Below are 19,537 nucleotides of genomic sequence, written 5' to 3'. Positions count from 1 at the left end.
TCAGCCACAGGACACGCCATGCCGAACATCCAGCCTCCGTTTTCCGCTCCATACGCGCCCGATGATGCCGAGATCGCCGCACGCCTCTTGCCGGGGTCGCATCTCAGCCCGCCGCAGGAGGCGCGGATCGACCGCTCCGCGACGCGGCTGATCGAGGCGATCCGCAAGCGCGACGACCGGTTCGGCGGGGTCGAGGACATGCTGCGGGAATTCGCGCTCTCGACCAAGGAGGGGCTCGCCCTGATGGTGCTGGCCGAGGCACTGCTTCGCGTGCCGGACGCGCGCACCGCCGACCAGTTCATCGAGGACAAGCTCGGCGAGGGCGACTTCATCCACCACGAGACCAGGTCGACGGCCTTCCTGGTCAACGCCTCGGCATGGGCACTGGGCCTGTCGGCGCGGGTGATTCAGCCCGGCGAGACGCCCGACGGCACCATCGGCCGTCTGGTGAAGCGGCTCGGCGCGCCGGCGGTGCGCACCGCGACGCGTCAGGCGATGCGGCTGATGGGCAATCATTTCGTGCTGGGTGAGACCATCGAGCAGGCGCTGGAGCGAGGTAGGCCGCGATCCGGCCAGAAGACGCGCTACTCCTTCGACATGCTCGGCGAAGGCGCGCGCACGGCGGCGGACGCAACGCGCCATTTCGATGCCTATGCGAGCGCGATCGAGACGATCGGCAAGGCGGCGGGCAGCCATCCCCTGCCCGACCGGCCCGGCATATCCGTAAAACTCTCGGCGCTGCATCCGCGCTTCGAGGCAATCACCCACGCGCGCGTGATGGCCGAGCTGGTGCCGCAGCTGCTCGATCTGGCGCAGCGCGCCAAGGCCCATGATCTGAACTTCACCGTCGATGCCGAGGAAGCCGACAGACTAGAGCTGTCGCTCGACGTGATCGCGGCGACGCTCGCCGATCCTTCGCTTGCCGGCTGGGACGGATTTGGCCTCGCCATCCAGGCCTATCAGAAGCGCGCAAGCGCGGTGATCGACTATGTCGATGCGCTCGCCCGCGCGCACGATCGCAAGCTGATGGTGCGGCTGGTCAAGGGCGCCTATTGGGACACCGAGATCAAGCGCGCGCAGGAGCGCGGGCTCGACGGCTATCCCGTGTTCACGCGCAAGGCGATGACGGATCTGAACTATGTTGCCTGTGCCGCGAAGCTGCTTTCCTTGCGGCCACGCATCTTCCCGCAATTCGCGACCCACAACGCGCTGACGGTCGCGACCGTGCTGGAGCTTGCCGGCAACAACGGCGGCTTCGAATTCCAGCGCCTGCACGGCATGGGCGAAGCGCTCTACGAGCAGCTCGCCAAGGATCACCCCGACATCGCCTACCGCACCTACGCGCCCGTGGGCAGCCATCGCGACCTGCTCGCCTATCTGGTGCGCCGGCTTTTGGAGAATGGCGCCAATTCATCTTTCGTGGCGCAGGCCGCCGATTATCGCGTGCCTGTCCCGGCGTTGTTGCAGCGTCCGGCGGATGCCATTGTCCGGCCGCAAGCGGCGGCGCATCCCAGGATTCCGCTCCCTGGCGACCTGTTCGCACCGGAGCGGCGGAATTCACGGGGCGTCGAGTTCGGCGCGCGCGCCGCACTCGACCAACTGCTTGCTGACGTCAAGGCCGAGACGGCCGACCTCGCGCCGATCGGCGATGCAACGGCGGATCGGGCCAATGCGGCAGTGGCCGCAGCGCGCGCGGGCTTTGCCAGCTGGAGCCGGACGCCCGCCGGAACACGTGCGGCGGCCCTGGAGCAGGCCGCGCATCTGCTGGAGAGCCGCAGCGCTCGTTTCATCGCGATGCTGCAGCGCGAGGGCGGCAAGACGCTCGACGATGCGCTGTCGGAGCTGCGCGAGGCCGCCGACTTCTGCCGCTACTATGCCGCGCAGGGCCGTAAACTGTTCGGCAGCGAGACGGCGATGCCCGGCCCGACCGGCGAGAGCAACGTGCTCACCATGCGCGGCCGCGGCGTCTTCGTCGCGATCTCGCCGTGGAATTTTCCGCTGGCGATCTTTCTCGGCCAGGTCACGGCGGCGTTGATGGCCGGCAACAGCGTGGTGGCAAAACCCGCCGAGCAGACGCCGCGCATCGCGCTTGAGGCGGTAGCCCTGCTGCACGCGGCCGGCATCCCCGCTGGCGCGCTGCATCTCGTCACCGGCGACGGCCGCATTGGCAGCGTGCTGACCGCGCATCCCGATATCGCCGGAATCGTCTTCACCGGCTCGACCGAGGTCGCCCGCCTGATCAACCGCACGCTGGCCGCCAAGGATGGGCCGATCGTGCCGCTGATCGCGGAGACCGGCGGCATCAACGCCATGATCGCGGATGCCACCGCGCTGCCCGAGCAGGTCGCCGACGACGTCGTGACCTCCGCCTTCCGTTCCGCCGGCCAGCGCTGCTCGGCGCTGCGGCTACTGTTCGTGCAGGAGGACGTCGCCGACCGCATGATCGAGATGATCGCTGGCGCGGCGCGCGAGTTGAAGCTCGGCGATCCCTCTGACGTCGCAACCCATATCGGCCCGGTGATCGACGCCGAGGCCAAGCAGAGGCTGGATGCGCACATCGCGCGCATGAAGACCGCGGCGCGGCTGCACTTCGCAGGCGCGGCGCCAGAGGGCTGCTTCGTCGCGCCGCACATCTTCGAGCTCAAGGACGCAGGCCAGCTGACGGAAGAGGTGTTCGGCCCGATCCTCCACGTCGTGCGCTACCGCGCCGAGAACCTCGAACGCGTCTTGCAAGCCATCGCCCGCAGCGGCTACGGCCTCACGCTCGGCATCCATTCGCGCATCGACGACACCATCGAGGCCATCATCGACCGCGTCCAGATCGGCAACATCTACGTCAACCGCAACATGATCGGTGCCGTGGTCGGCGTCCAGCCGTTCGGCGGCAACGGCCTCTCCGGAACCGGCCCCAAGGCAGGCGGCCCACATTACCTCGCGCGCTTTGCGACCGAGCAGACGGTAACCATCAACACCGCCGCGGCCGGCGGCAATGCTGCCCTGCTCGCAGGCGAGGCGTGAGGCAAGCAAGGAGCGTTGCATCCCGCCGAAACATCGGTCTAATGCTGCCGATGGCCTGCCCGCACCAATTCCAGCGCGCGGGAAACGACAAGAGCGAGGGAGCAACGCCGCGATGGAAAAAGGCATTTTTGCAGGCCTGAAGGTTCTGGATTGCGCGAGCTTCATCGCAGCGCCCGCGGCCGCGACCGTGCTGTCGGATTTCGGCGCCGATGTCGTCAAGATCGAGCCGCCCGGCGCCGGCGACCCGTACCGCAATCTACCCAACATTCCGGGCTATCCGAGCAGTGAGCACAATTTCGCCTGGCTGCTTGAAGCCCGCAACAAGAAGAGCATCGCGCTCGACCTCGCAAAGCCGGAGGCGCAGGCCGTGCTCTACAAGCTGGTGGAAGAGGCCGACGTCTTCATCACCAACATGCCGCCGCCGGTGCGCGCCAAGCTCGGCATCACCTATGACCACCTCGCCCATCTCAACGACCGGCTGATCTACGCCTCTTTCACCGGCTATGGCGAGAAGGGCGAAGAGGCCAACAAGCCCGGCTTCGACAGCAATGCCTATTGGGCGCGTTCGGGGCTGATGGACCTCGTCCGCGCCGACACCGACACCACGCCGGCCCGCTCCGTCGCCGGCATGGGCGACCATCCCTGCGCCATGGCGTTCTACGGCGCCATCGTCACCGCGCTGTATCAGCGCGAGAAGACCGGCAAGGGCTCGCATGTCGCCTCCAATCTGATGGCGAACGGCGTGTGGGCGGCGAGCGTGCTGGCGCAGGCCAAGCTCTGCGGCGCCAAATTCGCCGAGCGACGGCCGCGCGAGCGCGCGCTGAACGCTGTCGCCAACCACTATCAGTGCAAGGACGGCCGCTGGCTTATCCTGTCGCTGCTCAGCGAGGAGAAGCAGTTTCCGACGCTGGCCAAATGCCTGGGCCGCGAAGATCTAATCACCGATCCGCGTTTCGCCACCAAGCCTGACCGCCACGCCCGCTCTGTCGAGCTGATCAAGATCTTCGACGAGACCTTCGCCACAAAGGATCTCGCCGAATGGCGCAGGATCCTCGACGGCAACGGTCTGGTGTTCGGCATCGTCGGCATTCTGGACGACATCCCCAACGACAAGCAGATGCTCGACAACGAGGTGCTGGTGCCGTTCGAGAACGACACCATGCTCACGATCTCCAGTCCGATCTGGATCGACGGCGCCAGGAAGGTGCAACCGCGCAAGCCGCCCGGCGTCGGCGAGCACAGTGACGAGATTTTGCGTGGCGCGGGATACGACGAGGCCGCGATCAAGCAGCTGCGGGGCTCGGGGGCGGTGGGGTAAGCTCGCCCCACAAACACGGTCATTGCGAGCGCAGCGAAGCAATCCAGAATCCCACCGCGGATGCATTGCTGGATTGCTTCGCTGCGCTCGCAATGACGGCGTTAAAACATCTCGGTATAACAATCGGCAGAGCCCCGACGTCGCGAGGTCCCATGCCGAGCTACCGCCTGCACTACTTCCCCGAATCCGGCAACAGCTACAAGCTGGCGTTGATGCTGACGCTTTGCGGCGAGACGTTCGAGCCGGTCTGGACCGATTTTGGCGGCGGCGTCACGCGCACCGCGGAGTGGCGCAAGGCCGTCAACGAGATGGGCGAGATTCCCGTGCTCGAGGTTGACGGCGTGAAGATGACGCAGACCGCACCGCTCCTGCTGAAGCTTGCCGAGCAGTATGGCCGCTTCGGCGCCGAGACGGCGGAGGAACAGTTCGAGCTGCTGCGCTGGCTGTTCTGGGACAACCACAAGCTCACCGGTTACATGGCGACCTACCGCTTCATGCGGGCCTTCACCGAGAAAAACGATCCGCAGGTGCTGAAGCACTTTCGCCGCCGGCTCGAGGACTTCCTCGGCATCCTCGACGGTCATCTCCAGCACAATGCCTTCGCGATCGGCACCAGGCCGACGGTCGCCGATATCTCGATGATGGCCTATCTGCACTATCCGAGCGACGAGCACGGCTTCGATTTCAGGGCGAGCCATCCCGCCATCCACGCCTGGCTCGGCCGTATGGCGGCACTGCCCGACTGGAAGCCGGCCTATGAGCTGCTGCCCGGCAAGCGGATGACGAATTACGCGAATTGAGGGCGCCGGCTACTTCAGCGCCAGCCAGCCGAGCGTGAACAGGATGCCGCCGACGATGACCACCATCGCGATGGCCCAGGTGCTGACGCGGACGCTGCCGCTGACCTGCTTGGCTTCCTCATTGCGCGCAATCTCGCGATTGCGCTCCTTGTTGGCGTCGCTGCTATCCGTCATGGGTCATCCAAATCGCTTGCTGGCTTTATCTTGCGCGTGATCTCTTCGAAAAACCGCTACACACTTTTCCGGATCGCGCGCTAACGCGTCTTGATGAAGCACATGCCGATGCGGCTCGAGGCCGCCGCAGCCTGACAGGTCAAGCCTTTAGCACAGCTCCATGACGTAAAACTCCTGTCGGGCGTTCCCGATCCCCCATTTTCCAGGGAACAATGCGCGCCCCAGCCGTCCTGATATTCGGTGCCGGCCAGTTCGTTGCTGCCGCGCGTCTGCGGCCGGCTGGCAAATCCGCGTGAGAAATCAGGGCGCTTGCCCGCGGCGAACGCTCTCAGGATGTCGCGGCGGCGGACCTGATCGCCGAAGAAATGCGGCGAGGCCGGCACGATATTGGAGTTCGACGGCTTGTCGGCGAGCCAATCGACGCCGGGGAAATGGAAGCCGCCGATGCCGCGGGTCTGATGGCATCCGGCGCAGGTGACGTCGTTGAGGCGGCGCCGGAAGCCCGCGACCGAGCGGATGTTCTGCATGTCGATGCCGCGCGCGGCCGCCTGCTTCAGCGCGCCGACCACGTCATTGTCGGCGAAGACAGGCTCGCCTTGCCCCTCCCCGTTGCCCTCCCCCTGCATCATCCCGAACTCCGGCTGCAACGGAGAAGCATCGAGGCCGGCTGGCGTCGGCACGATCGCAGACCTGGCCAGGAATTTCTCCGGAATCAGCACCGTGCCGCGATCGAACTCGCGAAGACGATCGGGCGCGAGCAGCCAATCCCTGAAGTCGCGCCGGAGCGCGTCGTCGGCGAGGATGCGGTCACGGTCGATCTGGTTCTCCAGCGTCGATTCCTCGAAAGTCTTCGTGGCGGCGTCGAATTTGAACACCTTGAGCAGATAGTCCGAGCGGAAATCGTGCAGCGCCGATTTTGCGGCGACCGAGAGCTGGATGTTGGTCTCGATGCGATCGAGCATCGCATCGTGAGGAGCGAAGCGGGCTCCGATCAGCCCCTGCCAGTCGCCATTGTCGAGCCAGCGCCGCGCGATCTCGGCGCAGGGGATCGGCTTGCCGTTCCCGTCCGTTTGTCGCGCATCGCGCGCCTTCATCACCAGATTGAGCGTCATCGGCAGCCGCGTTGCGGTCTTGCCGCCGTCCGGCCCGGTGTCGAAACGCGCGAGACGGTAGATCAGACGGATCTCGCCGCAGGTCTCTTCCGCAACATAAGCGCGGTCCATGCGGTTGACGATTCCGGCCAGCACGAAACGCGTCTCGCGGGATTTCAGATTGGCCCGGTCGAACAGCTGCACGTCAAAGCCTTCGCCGACACCGACGGTCTCGGTCGGATAGGCCGCTTTCAGCCGGGCGACGTAGCGGTCGAACTCCGCGTCGATCGCGGGCGGAATTTGCTTGAGCTGGGGCAGCCGCGAGAACAGCAGATCGGTCGTCAACGGAACGTCCGCGTTCCGCTCCGGCCCCAACAGGCGCGAGATCGTGAGCGCATCGTGCTGGTCGAACTCGCGCAGCAGATCGGGATCGGTGATCGCCGTGCCGCGCGTCAGCGGCGCTATCTCCGCCGCGAAAAGCGGAACGGCGCCGCCAATAAAGACGGCGGCGGCAACGAGAATTCGCAGCGCGCGGCTCATGCCTTCAATAACACCGCGCCGAGACGGCTATTCAAGCAAAAAGGCGCTTCACATGGTGGTGAAGCGCCTCTTCGGACGCCGGATATCAGCCGCTCAGCGCGCGACGATCAGGCCCTTGCTGGTGACGACCACCCAACGGCCGTCCTGGCGGCGGATCGCATCGACACGGCCAATGCCGGGGATCGGATCGCCGGCGTAGACTTCGTAGAGGCCTCCGCGGCCCTCGATCAACGCACCGCCATTGGCGACGTCGCGCAGAACCCAGCCTTCGATCGTCGGCAACCGGCCGACCTCGGTCTTGGGTGCGGCGGGCACCGGGGCCGGCGCGGCCGCGGCGGTCGCAACCTGGGTCGGTGCGATCGAGCCGGTGGTTTCCTTGGCAGGCGTGGCGCGGAGCTTGTCGACGGTCTCGGACAGCTTTGCGATCCTCGCCATCGGCTCGGCCTGCGCCTTCTCGAGCTTGTCGAGGCGGTCGTTGGTCCGGTTGAACTGGCCAAGGCCGGTCCTGGAGGTGTGCTCGACATTCGCCTTCAGCGCGACGACATCGGCGTCGATCCGGGCGACGGAAGCATCCAGCGCGCTGGTGTCGGCGACCTGGGCCGGGGCGGGGCTGGCGAAGTGCATCATGCCGGCGGTCGCGAGCGCGCCGCTGATCGCGCCGACGCTCGCCGCGATCGCCACGACCGCTGCCATCGCCGACAGACGGCGCTTGCCGCCGGTCTCGCGCGGCTCGTCCGCCTTCACATGCGGAGCAAATTCTTCACGCTCCCAGGAGCGCTCCGACGGGGCCATGACGATGAGCTTGCCGGGCTTCGGCTCGGACTTGGACTCAGGCTTGGACTGAGCCTTGGGCTCAACCGCGAGCTGGGCACTGAATTTCGGCACCTCGATGCGGGGCGGCTGAACAGCGGGGGCATCCGCCTTGACCGGATCGGGCTTGGGCGGCGCCTCGTGGTCGGGGGCGATCGAGGGGGCCTCGATGCCGGCGGCGGCTTCGACGGCCTGCGGCGCGGTCGCAGCGACTTCAACGACGCCTGTATCCTGGGCAGCCTGCTCGGCCATTGGTTCGCTCACGGCTCAAATACTCCAGTCTGGGTTGACCTTTTGGTAACTTTCATTGCTTGCGAAATCCTTACCTGTGGACCCGCTTACCGAAATTTTAGGAACTCATCCGGGGCCGAATTTGGCCGGGAAAATGGAACCGGTGTGGCACTGTGCAACAGATTGTCAGCCGATGCTGCCCTGCGGGAGGCCGCCATCACCCAAGGGCGTTGCTTGCCTGAAGCAATTCCCCGGCTAACATGGCTTACCGTCCCGACAGGCAGAAAGCCCGGGGGTGCCAGGGGAGGCACGATGACGATCGAGAAGTGCATCAACACGTTTGATGTCGATGACGTCATCTTCGAGGAGGGCTCGACCGGCCGCGAGTTGTTCGTCGTGCTCGATGGCGAGGTCGAGATCGCCAAGATGAACGACGTCGGCAAGACCAGCATCATCAAGCTTGGCAAAGGCGAGTTCTTCGGCGAGATGGCCGTCATCGACGGCTCGGCGCGCTCGGCGACTGCGATCTCATCTGCGCCGAACACCAGGGTGATGAGGATCAACCACGCCCGCTTCGTCTATCTCGTCAGCCAGCAGCCGGCGTTCGCACTGATGGTGATGGACGCGCTCGCAAAGCGCCTGCGCGCCTCCAACGCGGTCACCTACAGGGCTACACAGCCATGAGCGACCGCAAGCCGACGGCCTTCCCGGTCCTGATGAAGAACGACACCTGCTCGCTGATCCAGGCGACCGATGACGTCTTTCAGATCCGCTTCTCCAACCGCGCGGCGAATGCCTATCTCGTGCGCGGCTCGGCGCGAACGATCCTGATCGATGTCGGCCTGTCGTCGAACTTTCCGGCGATGGTGGAATGCCTGAACTTTGCCGAATGCCCGCCCGAGAAGATCGACATGGTGGTGCTGAGCCACGAGCATCTCGACCATATCGGCGCGGCCTGGCATTTCAACGAACGCCGCACCTATGTCGCAGCCCATCGCCTGGCCGCCAACAAGATCATGCTGCGCGACGATTTCTCGATGCTGCGAAAGATGTTCAACGAGCCGAACATGCCGATCAACGTCGACATCTGGCTCGAGGAAGGCAATCTGATCGACCTCGGAAACTTCCGCCTCAACGTGATGTACACGCCGGGCCACACCTCGGCCTGCATCACGCTGTTCGACCAGGACAAGGGATTGTTGTTCGCCGCCGACACGTTGATGCCCGGCGGCGTGATGGGCGGCGTGTTCGGCTCCGGCAGCATCGCCGACTACATCCAGTCGCTGGAGCGGTTGAAAGGGCTGAACGCGAAGCTCCTGCTGTCAGGCCACGGGCGGCTGTCGGACACGCCGCAGGAGGACGTGCGCATCGCCATCGCGCGGTCGCACGGCCTCTTGGAAGACACAGCACAATTGTTCGACGCGCTTGATGCGCGCTCGAATTTCGAGCCGATCATGCAGTCGGTGCGGGACCTGAACAAGCTGGACGATTGAAACCGTCGTCCCGGCGTCAGAGAACCACAGGCGCATCCGGCAGCTCGTTCGGGTGAGACTCCTGCGGCGGGAAATACCGCGCCAATTCACGTGACACCGCCGCGATGCCACCCAGCACGCCGCGCTCGAACTGGCCGGACCTGAACTCGGCCTCCATCGCGCGGCAGATCGTCTCCCAGCCCTCGGCACTCACCTTCGCGTCGATGCCGCGATCGGCGATGATCTCGACGTCGCGGTCGGCGAGCAGGAGATAGATCAGGACGCCGTTGTTGTGGGCGGTGTCCCAGATGCGCAGATGCGAGAACACGTCGAGCGCCCGCTCGCGGGCCGGCTGGTTGCGGAACAGCGGACCGCCGTCGAGCGCGCCTTCGACGACGAAGCGGATCTGGCCGGAATGCGTGGTCTCGCTTTGCCGGATTGCCTGCTCTATGCGGCCCAGCACGTTTGGCGGAAACACCCGCTTGGCGCGCCAATGGTGATGAAGCAGATGCCTGCCGATGCGCCCGATGCCCATGACCTACCAGCTCCCCGAGGCGCCGCCGCCGCCGAAACTGCCGCCACCGCCGCTGAATCCGCCGCTCGACGACGATCCGCTGCTCCAGCCACCTCCCGAGGACCCGCTCGACCACGAGCCTCGACGCGACGCTCCCGTGCCCGGTCCCATCGCAGAGAACAGGTCGGCGATGAATCCGATGATGAAGCCGAGGGCTCCGAGAGCGATGGCGAGCGCGAAGGAACCTAGAATGAGCCAGGTCAATGCTGCGACGATGCCGCCGGTCGCCAATGATCCGAGCAGCCGCCCCAGCATGGCCCGGAAGAATCCTCCGACGCCGATCGAGGCGAACAGCGTCACGATGAAGAGCGGCGCGATATCGTCCAGATTGCCGAAATTCACGCTGGGCGAGGGAACCGGCAGCGGCTCGCCGTCGATGACGCGGATCATCCGATCGACGCCATCCGAGATGCCGCCACTGAAATCGCCCGTTCTGAACTTCGGCGTGACGATCTCGTCGATGATGCGCCGCGAGGTGACGTCGGTGAGCGCGCCTTCGAGGCCGTAGCCGACCTCGATGCGAAGGTGCCGGTCGTTCTTGGCCACGACGAGGATCGCGCCGTCATCGACCTTCTTGCGTCCGATCTTCCAGGTCTCCGCAACGCGGATCGAGAACTGCTCGATCGTCTCCGGCTGTGTCGTCGGCACGATCAGGACGGCGAGCTGGCTGCCCTTGCGCGTCTCGAAGTCCTGCAGCTTTTGTGACAGCGCGGCGATGTCGCCGCTGGAGAGCGTGCCGGTCTGATCGACCACGCGCCCGGTGAGCTGCGGCACCGCGACGTCGGCGGCCGCTGCGGACGCCCATATCAGGACGATCGCAATCAGGAAGCCTTTGATGGAGCGCATCGTCAGCCGACGGCGCTATTTCGAGGGCGCGGGCGACGGGTTGAAATCAACCTTCGGCGCGGTCGAGATTTCCTTCTCGTTCTCGACCGAGAAATTCGGCTTCTCCTTGTAGCCGAACATCATCGCGGTCAGGTTGCTCGGGAACGAGCGGATGGTGACGTTGTACTCCTGCACCGCCTTGATGTAGCGGTTGCGCGCTACCGTGATGCGGTTCTCGGTGCCCTCGAGCTGGGACATCAAATCCTTGAACAGCGCATCCGACTTGAGCTGCGGATAATTCTCTGTGACGACAAGCAGGCGCGACAGCGCGCTCGAGAGCTCGCCCTGCGCGGCCTGGAACTTCTGGAAGGCTGCTGGGTCGTTCAGCACCTCCGGCGTCGCCTGGATGCTGCCGACCTTGGCACGGGCATTGGTGACGCCGAGCAGAACGTCCTTTTCCTGCTGCGCAAAACCCTTCACCGAGTTGACGAGATTGGGCACGAGATCGGCGCGGCGCTGATACTGGTTCACGACCTCGGACCAGTTGGCCTTGATCTGCTCGTCCTCGCTCTGGATCGCGTTGTAGCCGCAATTGGTGAGGCTCAGCGAGGCCAGGGCCGCCAGCACGGTCAGGATCTTGCGCATCAAATTTCTCCCGGTGGAATCTGGTGCAAACTACCAGATTGAGTGCGCGTGGTGCCAGACATCTTGCGCCGGCGGCGCGAAAAGCAGCCGACTGACGCAAGCCTCTTGCCTATCCTTGGCCGACATAGTCAACTTAGCGGAACAACAAGATCAAACCGGAAACGCCAGAGGGAACGCGATGTCCTCGTTCGAGACCATCCTCATGGAGCGGCCGGAGCCGGCAATTGCCCGGATCGTGATGAACCGGCCCGATGCGCGCAACGCGCAGAACCTGCAAATGACCTACGACCTCAATGCCGCCTTCGACGAAGCGGTGCAGGACGACGCGGTCAAGGTCATCGTCCTCGCCGGCAACGGGCCGCACTTCTCCTCCGGCCACGACCTTCGCCCCGGGGGCAAGAATGCCGCAGGCGTCGATTTTCCACCGGTAGGAAATTGGGGCGGCTTTGCCGAGCCCAACGCCCATGGCCGCTTTGCGCGCGAGCAGGAAATTTATCTCCAGATCACGCGGCGCTGGCGCAACCTCGCCAAACCCACCATCGCCGAGGTGCACGGCAAGTGCATCGCCGGGGGCCTGATGCTGGCCTGGGCCTGCGACCTCATAGTCGCCAGCGACGATGCGCAGTTCTGCGATCCCGTCGTCACCATGGGCGTTTGCGGCGTTGAATGGTTCGTGCATCCCTGGGAGCTTGGCCCGCGCAAAGCCAAGGAGTTCCTGTTCACGGCCGACAGCTGGAGCGCACAGGAGGCGCATCAGCTCGGCATGGTCAATCGGGTCGTGCCGCGTGCGGAGCTCTCGGTGTCCGTGCTGGAGCTGGCGCGCAGGATCGCATCGAAGCCGTCATTTGCACTGAAGCTGACCAAGGAAGCCGTCAACCGCTCGGTCGACGTGATGGGCCAGCCGGCCGCGATCGACCAGGCTTTTGCGCTGCATCAGCTTTGCCACGCCCACAATCTTCAGGAGTTCGGCATGGTGGTCGATCCGTCCGGACTTCATCCCTCCGTGCGCAAGCCGCCGGCGGCCGCGGAGTAGCGCCATGGACCTCAATCTCAGCGACGAGCAACGGCTGCTGCGCGAAAGCGCGGAACGCTTCGTGGCCGAAAGCTACGATGCCGATCACCGCCGCAAGATGGCGAACGATCCGCTCGGCTTCAGTCCTGCGGTGTGGAAGCAGTTCGCCGAGCTCGGCTGGCTGGCGCTGCCGATACCTGAAGAGTTCGGCGGGCTCGGCGGCGGCGCGGTCGAGATCGGCATCCTGATGGAGGCCTTTGGGCGCGGGCTGGTGTCGGAGCCCTACATCGCGACCGTGGTGCTCGGTGCCGCCTTGATCGAGAAATGCGGCAACGCGATGCAAAAGCAGGCGAGCCTGCCGAAGATCGCAGACGGATCGTTGAAGCTCGCATTCGCGCATTCCGAGCGCGCCGCGCGGTTCGATCTCGCCAAGGTCGCAGCGACCGCGAACAAGACCGCGCAGGGCTGGCGGCTTGCCGGCAGCAAGATCGCGGTGCTCGACGGTCATGCCGCCGACGAGATCATCGTCTCCGCGCATATCCACGATCATCAGGGGCCGTCGGGACGGATCGGCCTGTTTCTTGTGCCAGCGACGGCGCCGACCCTCGTCGTCAGCGACTATGAGCGCCTCGGCGGTGGGAGGGCCTGCAATATCGAGCTGGCGGACGTGCAACTGCCGGGGGATTCTCTGCTCGGCAACGGCAGCGATGCGTTACCAGCGATCGAATGGGCGATCGATCGCGCCATCGCCGCGCTCGGTGCGGAAGCCGTCGGCATCATGCAGACGCTGCTCGACACCACGCTGGAATACACCAAGATCCGGAAGCAATTCGGCCGGCCGCTCTCGGCGAACCAGGTAATCCGCCACCGCCTCGCCGACATGGCGATGCAAGTGGACGAGGCGCGATCGATGGCGTTGCGCGCAGCGCTGAAGGCAGATAGCCCGCCGGTCGAGCGGGCGCGAGCGGCCTCGGGCGCGAAAGCGAAGATCGGAAAATGCGCGCGCTTCGTCGGCGAGCAGTCGATCCAGCTCCACGGCGGCATGGGCGTCACCGAGGAGCTCGAGGTCGGCGCCTATTTCAAGCGCCTCGTCGCCTTCGACACGCTGTTCGGCGGCAGCGCGCATCATTATGGCCGCCACGCCCGGCTTGGCCGCATCACCATTCCGGCCTGACCAGAGGATCGCATCATGGACCTGTCGTTCAATGCCGAGGAGCGCGCCTTCCAGGACGAGGTGCGCGGCTTCATTGCGAAGAATCTCAACGACGAGATGAAGCGCGCGACCGCACTGACGCCGTCGGTGTTCTCCGACCCTGACATCGGCATGGCCTGGCAGCGCGCGCTGCACAAGCAGGGTTGGGGCGCGCCGGGCTGGCCGGTCGAGCATGGCGGGCCGGACTGGACGCCGGCGCAGCGCTGGATCTTCGAGACCGAATCCGCACGCGCCGGGGTGCCGAACGTCAACGTGATGGGCGTGAAGATGGTGGGGCCCGTCATCATCGGCTTCGGCTCGCCGGAGCAGAAGAATTTCTATTTGCCGAGAATCCTGTCTGGCGAAGACTACTGGTGCCAGGGCTATTCCGAGCCGGGCTCCGGCTCCGACCTCTCCTCGCTGAAGACCCGCGCGGTGCGCGACGGCGACGACTACATCATCAACGGCACAAAAATCTGGACCACGCACGCCCACCACGCCAACCGCATGTTCGCGCTGGTGCGCACCAGTGACGGGCCGCGGCAGCAGGACGGCATCAGTTTTGTCCTGATCGACATGAAGACGCCGGGGATCACCACGCGGCCTATCCTCACCATCGGCGGCGACCACGAGGTCAACCAGGTGTTCTTCGACGACGTCCGCGTGCCCGTGGCCAACCGCGTCGGCGAGGAAGGCAAGGGCTGGACCTACGGCAAATATCTGCTCGAGTTCGAGCGCGGCTCGGGGATTGCGTCAGCGAAACTGCGCGAGGGGCTGAAGGCAATCGCGGAGCTCGCCGAATCCGACCTGACCGGCCGCGCGATCGACAGCCCCGACATCGCAACGCGCATCTCGGAGGTCGAGATCGACATCGACGCGCTGGAGATGACGGAGCTGCGCGTGCTCTCGGCGCTGCAGACCGGGCAGAATCCCGGCGCGGTGTCGTCGATCCTGAAGCTGCGCAACAGCGAGATCCGGCAGGCCGTGACGCGGCTGGGCGCCGACGTGATCGGCCACGACGCCCTCGCCGTCGAGCCGATGCGCCCGCTCTACAAGCTCAACCACGAGCCGGCGATGCCGGAGGAGATGCTGACGGTTGTGCCGGAATATCTCAACGGCCGCGCCTACACGATCTTTGGCGGCACCTCGGAGATCCAGCGAGACATCATTGCGAAGATGATGCTGGGGATTTGAAGGGATACGCCTCTCTCCCTCGTCATTGCGAGGAGCCCTTGCGACGAAGCAATCCAGAATCCTTCCGTGGAGGGACTCTTGATTGCTTCGCTGCGCTCGCAATGACGTCGTGGCAATAGCGCGGGCCCGGATTTCGCTGCGCTCCATCCGGGCTACACGCCGCGTAACTAACCCGCCGCCCTCGCGTCCCTGATCGCCTTCCAGATCTTCTGCGGCGTGAGCGGAGTGTTGAGCTGGGTGATGCCGAGCTCGGCGAGCGCATCCATCACGCCGTTGGTGACGCAGGGCGGACCGCCGATGGCGCCGGATTCGCCGCAGCCCTTGGCGCCGAGCGGGTTGGTGCGGCACGGCGCGGAATCGTCCAGCGTCACCTCGATCGGCGGCACGTCGTCGGCGCGCGGGATGCAGTAATCCTGGTAGCTCGCGGTGAGGAGCTGACCATCGGCATCGTACGAGACGCCCTCATACAGCGCCTGGCCGATGCCCTGCGCGACGCCGCCATGGATCTGGCCGGTCACCAGCATCGGGTTCACGGCGACGCCGACGTCATCGACCGTGGTGTAGCGCACCACCTTGGAGACGCCGGTCTCCGGGTCGATCTCGACCTCGCAGATATGCGTTCCGTTCGGCCAGCTCGGCCCATCCACCTCGCCTTCGGAATCGACGCTGAGCCTGGCGCCGCTCTCCTTCTCGGCGAGATCGAACAGGCTGATGCGGCGGTCGGTGCCGACCACGGTCAGCATGCCGCCCTGATATTCGATGTCCTCGACCGACGTTTCCAGCACGTTCGCCGCCTTCTCGCGCGCTTTCTGGATCATGTCGTTGGAGGAGACCGCAACCGCGGTGCCGCCGACGAACAGCGAACGCGAGCCGACGCTGCCAAAACCCATGGCCAGATCAGTGTCGCCCTGGACCACGTCGATCTTGTCCATGGCAATTCCGAGCGTGTCGGAGATCATCTGGGTGTAGGCGGTCTGCAACCCCTGCCCCATCGCCATGGTGCCGGAATGAAGCACGACGCGACCCTGCGAGGTCGCATGCAGGCTGACCTTCTCGGTGTGAGCGCGGCCGCCGGTCCATTCGATATAGGAGGTGAGGCCGCGTCCGTAGAGCAGGCCCTTCTTCTTCGCGGCCTTCTTGCGCGCGGCAAAGCCGTCCCAGTCCGCAAGCTTCACGGCGCGGTCGAGCATGTGGGCGAAGGCACCGGAATCGTAAACCTGGCCCGCCGCGTTGGTGTAGGGCAGCTGCGCCGGCTTGATGTAGTTCGCTTTCCGGATCGCGCGCGGGTCCATGCCGACTTTTCGCGCGGCGGCATCGAACAGGCGCTCGACGATGAACACGGCCTCCGGCCGGCCGGCGCCGCGATAGGCACCGACGGGCGCGGTGTTGGTCATCACCGACTTCACCTCGAAATGCACCAGCGGCAGGTCGTAGACGCCGGTCTGCACGAACGGTCCGAGCACCAGCGGAATGATGTTGGCTGCGCCTGAGGAATACGCGCCGGTACAGCCGATCGACTTGACGCGATAGGCCAGCACCTTGCCCTTCTCGTCGAGCGCGAAGGAGGCGGTGGAGGTCAGATCGCGGCCATGGGTGCCGCCGACGAATTCGTCGGTGCGATCGCCGCGCCAGCGGATCTTCCTGTTCAGCTTGGTCGCGGCATAGGCGACGATGCCGTCCTCGGGATAGAGGTTGGTCTTCTGGCCGAAGCCGCCGCCGATATCGCCGACCAGCACGCGGACGCTGTCCTTCGGGCGCTTCAGCACGGCTTCCGCCAGCACGTCGCGGGTCGAGGCGGGCGTCTGCGACTGCACGTGCAGGAGGAGCCGTCCGGACGTCTTGTCGATCTCGGCAATGGTGGAGCGCGGCTCCATCGCCGACGGCACGAGGCGCTGGCTGACGAGGTCGAGCTCGACCGTATGCGCCGCGCTGGCAAAAGCCTCGTCCACCTTGGCGGCGTCGCCATAGCTCATCGCGCCGACGATGTTGTCGGGCGCCTCCGGCCACACTACGGGCGCGCCGGGCTTGACCGCCTCGACCGGATCGACCACCGCCGGCTGCACGTCGTATTCGACCACGATCGCTTCGGCCGCGCTCTGCGCTTCCGCGCGAGAGGCCGCCACCACCGCCGCAATCGCCTCGCCGGCGTAGCGCACGACCTCGTGGGCCAGCAGGCGCCGCGGCGGCACGGTCATCGGCTTGCCGTCGGGGCGCTTGAAGATGCTCAGGGTCGGGATGGTGCCGATATCGTCCTTGACGAGGTCGGCGCCGGTGTAGATCGCGGTGACGCCGGGCATCGCGGCCGCCGCGCCGGTCTCGATCGAGACGATCTTCGCGTGGGCATGCGGCGAGCGCAGCACGTGCAACCACAGCGCGCCATCCTCCGGCTTGTCGTCGATGAACTGCCCCTTCCCGGTGAGCAGCCGCTGGTCTTCCAAACGCCTGACGGGCTGCCCCGCTCCGAAACGCAAATTGCCGGGAAGAATGTTCATTCCGCTGGGTCCTCGAGGTCTCTTGAAATGCGGCAGCCTTTTAGCGGATCGAGGCAGCCGAGACCAGCCGGGGTTTTAGGCGGCATATCCACGATTTCGTCATGCCGGATGCGCTATGCAAGCTCCCGCAGCGCCGCTTCCACCACCTTGCGCGCATCGGCCGTCAGGGCCGCCTGCGGAGGGACGGGGTCGCCGACGTCGTAGCCCTGGATCGCCAGCCCCGCCTTGATGCAGGCGGCGAGGTTGAAGCGGGCGAAGGCCTCGTTGATGCGCCACAGCCTGCGCTGGAGCGCCATGGCCTCGTCCCAGCGGCCGGCCTTGCACAGGTCGTAAAGCGCGACGCTCTGACGCGGGACGATGCAGGCAGGTCCCGCCATCCAGCCGAGGCCGCCGATCAGCATCACCGCGGCGGGGATGTGGGCGGAGGCCGAGAACACGCGCAAGGCATCGCCGCAGCGGTTCATGATCGAGAGCAGCCGGCCGGTGTTGGTCGAGGCATCCTTGATGTAGCCGATGCGCGGATGCCCGGCGAGGCGCGCGATGATGTCGAGCGTCAGATCGGAGCGCTGGAATTGCGGATTGGTGTAGATGACGACGGGGATATCCACCGCGTCGGCAATGCTGCGGAAGTAGGATTCGACCTGGGCATCGGCGAGCGGAAAATAGGCTTCCAGGATCGCCAGGATGCCGTCGGCGCCGAGCTTCTGGTACGCTTTCGCCTGTGCGACCGCATCCGCCGTCGTGGTCGCGGCCACGCCGGCGACAACCGGCACACGTCCCTTCGCCGCCTCGATCGTGGTCTGCACGATCGCCGTGCGTTGCACGGCGTTGAGATAGGCGAATTCGCCGGTCGAACCGAGCGGCGTCAGCCCGTGCACGCCGGCGCCGATCAGATCGTCGCAAAGTTTTGCAAGTACGTTCGTGCGCACCGTGCCGTCGGCATCGACGGGCGAGACGAGATAGGGGAAGACGCCGTGAAAATCGGACATGTCAGGTGTGGATCCCGGAAACTGGCTGAGCGCCTGACCGGTATTACCAACGCTCGCGCCCGCGATCAAACCCCGATCAGGCGCACCCGCGTGCCCCAGGGATCGATCGCCTCAACGCCATTCGCGAGCGCCGTGACCTTCGCGCCGCCCTTGCGCAGGCGCTCCTCCTGGGCGGCGAGCAGATCCGGCTTCGCCGTCACCAGTGAGAACCAGGCGAGGCCGGTTGCCTGATCGTCGCGTCGGCCGGCGCCCTGGCTCTGCCAGACGTTCATGCCGAGGTGATGGTGATAGCGGCCCGACGACAGGAACGCGGCGCCGTTGCGCTTGCGCGTCGGATCGAGGCCGATCGTGCCGTGATAGAAGCTCTCGGCCTGCGCGAGATCGCCGACGCGCAGATGCATGTGACCGATGCGCAGACCGTCCGGCGCCTTGGCGTAGTCGGCGACGCGCGTGTTGGTCAGCGACAGCAGGTCGGGGATGTTGAGCTCGTCGGTCGCCATCTTCACGCTGCCCTCGCTCCACTGCCATTGCGAGGGATCGCGGTCGGCATAGACCTCGATGCCGTTGCCTTCGGGATCGTCGAGATAGACGGATTCGCTGACGAGATGATCGGCGAAGCCCGACAGCGGCACGCGATGCGAGGCCGCATGCACCAGCCAGCGCGCGAGGTCCTTGCGCGTCGGCATCAGGAAGGCGGTGTGGTAGAGGCCGGCGGCGTCCCGCGGCTCGATTGCGGCGTCGGGGCGGGCTTCCAGCACCAGCAGCGCGATGCCGGCCGTGCCGAGCGTTGCGGCCGCAGCCGAGCGTTGCATGACGGTGAGTCCGATCACGTCGCGGTAGTAGCCCGCCACCTTGTCGAGATTCTTCACCCGCAGCGTCACCATGCCGACCCGCATCGGCGTACGGCTGGCATAGGTCGGCCCCCCGCCCTGCGGCATACCCTCGGCGCGCGCCGCGGCCGCGGCGGCCATCGCCAGCGAGGTGGCGCCGGCGAGTTGAAGCATGGTGCGGCGGGTGAGGTCGATGGTCATCAATCGGGGCTCGCTGGAAACGTTTGAGCGCCGTGCGGCGCAGTGTCGGCCGATTGCTACACGTTCCCGTGAGCGCCTCCCAATCACATGTTCGTCGGCCGTGGTCTTACGGATCAGCTTCCTTGGCCA

At 65.8% G+C, this 19,537-nt stretch carries 17 protein-coding genes; 8 read left to right on the top strand and 9 right to left on the bottom strand.

The annotated features are described in order from the left end of the window. Positions 1-18: 18 nt before the first annotated feature. The 3 genes from putA to OC450_RS12720 all read left to right on the top strand — a co-directional run bounded on the left by putA (position 19) and on the right by OC450_RS12720 (position 5,136). Positions 19-3,018: a bifunctional proline dehydrogenase/L-glutamate gamma-semialdehyde dehydrogenase PutA gene (putA, locus tag OC450_RS12730; RefSeq protein ID WP_262047990.1), complete on the top strand. Its 3,000-nt coding sequence runs from the start codon at positions 19-21 to the stop codon at positions 3,016-3,018. 112 nt (positions 3,019-3,130) lie between these two features. Further along, positions 3,131-4,336 carry a CaiB/BaiF CoA transferase family protein gene (locus OC450_RS12725; RefSeq protein WP_211381680.1) on the top strand — a complete coding sequence of 402 codons (1,206 nt, stop codon included), beginning with the start codon at positions 3,131-3,133 and terminating at the stop codon, positions 4,334-4,336. A 152-nt stretch (positions 4,337-4,488) separates the two neighbouring features. Then, entirely contained in the window at positions 4,489-5,136 is a 648-nt protein-coding gene (locus OC450_RS12720; RefSeq protein WP_262047989.1) for a glutathione S-transferase family protein, read from the top strand. A 9-nt stretch (positions 5,137-5,145) separates the two neighbouring features. Here the strand turns inward: OC450_RS12720 and OC450_RS12715 are convergent, their stop codons facing one another. The 3 genes from OC450_RS12715 to OC450_RS12705 all read right to left on the bottom strand — a co-directional run bounded on the left by OC450_RS12715 (position 5,146) and on the right by OC450_RS12705 (position 8,003). Then, on the bottom strand, positions 5,146-5,310 hold the full coding sequence (locus OC450_RS12715; protein ID WP_211381678.1) for a hypothetical protein: 165 nt from the start codon (positions 5,308-5,310) through the stop codon (positions 5,146-5,148). An 80-nt stretch (positions 5,311-5,390) separates the two neighbouring features. Further along, on the bottom strand, positions 5,391-6,941 hold the full coding sequence (locus OC450_RS12710) for a hypothetical protein (RefSeq protein ID WP_262047988.1): 1,551 nt from the start codon (positions 6,939-6,941) through the stop codon (positions 5,391-5,393). 93 nt (positions 6,942-7,034) lie between these two features. After that, the gene (locus OC450_RS12705) at positions 7,035-8,003 is read right to left on the bottom strand and encodes a hypothetical protein (protein ID WP_262048009.1); all 969 of its coding nucleotides are present in this window, start codon (positions 8,001-8,003) and stop codon (positions 7,035-7,037) included. A gap of 291 nt (positions 8,004-8,294) precedes the next feature. Here OC450_RS12705 and OC450_RS12700 point away from each other — a divergent pair, with 291 nt between their 5' ends. Together OC450_RS12700 and OC450_RS12695 are read left to right on the top strand one after the other, a co-directional pair. Next, positions 8,295-8,666, top strand: coding sequence for a Crp/Fnr family transcriptional regulator (locus OC450_RS12700; RefSeq protein WP_211381676.1), 372 nt, complete (start codon positions 8,295-8,297; stop codon positions 8,664-8,666). Continuing rightward, a complete protein-coding gene (locus OC450_RS12695; RefSeq protein WP_211381675.1) occupies positions 8,663-9,475 on the top strand; it encodes an MBL fold metallo-hydrolase in 813 nt (270 codons plus the stop codon). The genes OC450_RS12700 and OC450_RS12695 overlap by 4 nt, the downstream gene beginning before the upstream one ends. A gap of 16 nt (positions 9,476-9,491) precedes the next feature. Here the strand turns inward: OC450_RS12695 and OC450_RS12690 are convergent, their stop codons facing one another. Genes OC450_RS12690 through OC450_RS12680 form a run of 3 tightly spaced genes read right to left on the bottom strand, consistent with a single transcriptional unit; the run spans position 9,492 to position 11,498 of the window. Further along, positions 9,492-9,989 carry a TPM domain-containing protein gene (locus tag OC450_RS12690; RefSeq protein ID WP_211381674.1) on the bottom strand — a complete coding sequence of 166 codons (498 nt, stop codon included), beginning with the start codon at positions 9,987-9,989 and terminating at the stop codon, positions 9,492-9,494. A 3-nt stretch (positions 9,990-9,992) separates the two neighbouring features. Beyond that, on the bottom strand, positions 9,993-10,874 hold the full coding sequence (locus tag OC450_RS12685; protein WP_262047987.1) for a TPM domain-containing protein: 882 nt from the start codon (positions 10,872-10,874) through the stop codon (positions 9,993-9,995). A gap of 15 nt (positions 10,875-10,889) precedes the next feature. Further along, positions 10,890-11,498 carry a LemA family protein gene (locus OC450_RS12680; protein WP_211381672.1) on the bottom strand — a complete coding sequence of 203 codons (609 nt, stop codon included), beginning with the start codon at positions 11,496-11,498 and terminating at the stop codon, positions 10,890-10,892. A 178-nt stretch (positions 11,499-11,676) separates the two neighbouring features. On the opposite strand from OC450_RS12680, the gene OC450_RS12675 reads away from it, so the two are divergent. The 3 genes from OC450_RS12675 to OC450_RS12665 are packed head-to-tail and all read left to right on the top strand — an operon-like array spanning position 11,677 to position 14,896. After that, positions 11,677-12,531: an enoyl-CoA hydratase gene (locus OC450_RS12675; protein ID WP_262047986.1), complete on the top strand. Its 855-nt coding sequence runs from the start codon at positions 11,677-11,679 to the stop codon at positions 12,529-12,531. 4 nt (positions 12,532-12,535) lie between these two features. Further along, positions 12,536-13,684 carry an acyl-CoA dehydrogenase family protein gene (locus OC450_RS12670; protein WP_262047985.1) on the top strand — a complete coding sequence of 383 codons (1,149 nt, stop codon included), beginning with the start codon at positions 12,536-12,538 and terminating at the stop codon, positions 13,682-13,684. Positions 13,685-13,699: 15 nt separating this feature from the next. Next, positions 13,700-14,896, top strand: coding sequence for an acyl-CoA dehydrogenase family protein (locus OC450_RS12665; RefSeq protein WP_262047984.1), 1,197 nt, complete (start codon positions 13,700-13,702; stop codon positions 14,894-14,896). Between the two features lie 167 nt (positions 14,897-15,063). Here the strand turns inward: OC450_RS12665 and OC450_RS12660 are convergent, their stop codons facing one another. The 3 genes from OC450_RS12660 to OC450_RS12650 all read right to left on the bottom strand — a co-directional run bounded on the left by OC450_RS12660 (position 15,064) and on the right by OC450_RS12650 (position 19,408). Continuing rightward, positions 15,064-17,388, bottom strand: coding sequence for a xanthine dehydrogenase family protein molybdopterin-binding subunit (locus tag OC450_RS12660; protein WP_262047983.1), 2,325 nt, complete (start codon positions 17,386-17,388; stop codon positions 15,064-15,066). 113 nt (positions 17,389-17,501) lie between these two features. Then, positions 17,502-18,377: a dihydrodipicolinate synthase family protein gene (locus OC450_RS12655; RefSeq protein WP_262047982.1), complete on the bottom strand. Its 876-nt coding sequence runs from the start codon at positions 18,375-18,377 to the stop codon at positions 17,502-17,504. Positions 18,378-18,442: 65 nt separating this feature from the next. Continuing rightward, positions 18,443-19,408 (bottom strand): VOC family protein, encoded by a 966-nt coding sequence (locus tag OC450_RS12650; protein ID WP_262047981.1) that lies wholly within the window; start codon positions 19,406-19,408, stop codon positions 18,443-18,445. Positions 19,409-19,537 lie beyond the last annotated feature (129 nt).

The organism is Bradyrhizobium sp. Bra78 (assembly GCF_024519855.1).
GTDB lineage: Bacteria > Pseudomonadota > Alphaproteobacteria > Rhizobiales > Xanthobacteraceae > Bradyrhizobium > Bradyrhizobium japonicum_G.
The sequence above is the reverse complement of the archived record's forward strand: the minus strand, read 5'-3'. Positions and strand labels throughout refer to the sequence as shown.

Bases quoted from the DNA above. Each gene is read 5' to 3' on its own strand.
- OC450_RS12660 (WP_262047983.1), bottom strand. From the start codon at position 17,388: ATGAACATTCTTCCCGGCAATTTGCGTTTCGGAGCGGGGCAGCCCGTC.
- OC450_RS12710 (WP_262047988.1), bottom strand. From the start codon at position 6,941: ATGAGCCGCGCGCTGCGAATTCTCGTTGCCGCCGCCGTCTTTATTGGC.
- OC450_RS12695 (WP_211381675.1), top strand. From the start codon at position 8,663: ATGAGCGACCGCAAGCCGACGGCCTTCCCGGTCCTGATGAAGAACGAC.
- OC450_RS12685 (WP_262047987.1), bottom strand. From the start codon at position 10,874: ATGCGCTCCATCAAAGGCTTCCTGATTGCGATCGTCCTGATATGGGCG.
- OC450_RS12680 (WP_211381672.1), bottom strand. From the start codon at position 11,498: ATGCGCAAGATCCTGACCGTGCTGGCGGCCCTGGCCTCGCTGAGCCTC.
- OC450_RS12670 (WP_262047985.1), top strand. From the start codon at position 12,536: ATGGACCTCAATCTCAGCGACGAGCAACGGCTGCTGCGCGAAAGCGCG.
- OC450_RS12675 (WP_262047986.1), top strand. From the start codon at position 11,677: ATGTCCTCGTTCGAGACCATCCTCATGGAGCGGCCGGAGCCGGCAATT.
- OC450_RS12650 (WP_262047981.1), bottom strand. From the start codon at position 19,408: ATGACCATCGACCTCACCCGCCGCACCATGCTTCAACTCGCCGGCGCC.
- OC450_RS12665 (WP_262047984.1), top strand. From the start codon at position 13,700: ATGGACCTGTCGTTCAATGCCGAGGAGCGCGCCTTCCAGGACGAGGTG.
- OC450_RS12655 (WP_262047982.1), bottom strand. From the start codon at position 18,377: ATGTCCGATTTTCACGGCGTCTTCCCCTATCTCGTCTCGCCCGTCGAT.
- OC450_RS12700 (WP_211381676.1), top strand. From the start codon at position 8,295: ATGACGATCGAGAAGTGCATCAACACGTTTGATGTCGATGACGTCATC.
- OC450_RS12705 (WP_262048009.1), bottom strand. From the start codon at position 8,003: ATGGCCGAGCAGGCTGCCCAGGATACAGGCGTCGTTGAAGTCGCTGCG.
- putA (WP_262047990.1), top strand. From the start codon at position 19: ATGCCGAACATCCAGCCTCCGTTTTCCGCTCCATACGCGCCCGATGAT.
- OC450_RS12715 (WP_211381678.1), bottom strand. From the start codon at position 5,310: ATGACGGATAGCAGCGACGCCAACAAGGAGCGCAATCGCGAGATTGCG.
- OC450_RS12725 (WP_211381680.1), top strand. From the start codon at position 3,131: ATGGAAAAAGGCATTTTTGCAGGCCTGAAGGTTCTGGATTGCGCGAGC.
- OC450_RS12690 (WP_211381674.1), bottom strand. From the start codon at position 9,989: ATGGGCATCGGGCGCATCGGCAGGCATCTGCTTCATCACCATTGGCGC.
- OC450_RS12720 (WP_262047989.1), top strand. From the start codon at position 4,489: ATGCCGAGCTACCGCCTGCACTACTTCCCCGAATCCGGCAACAGCTAC.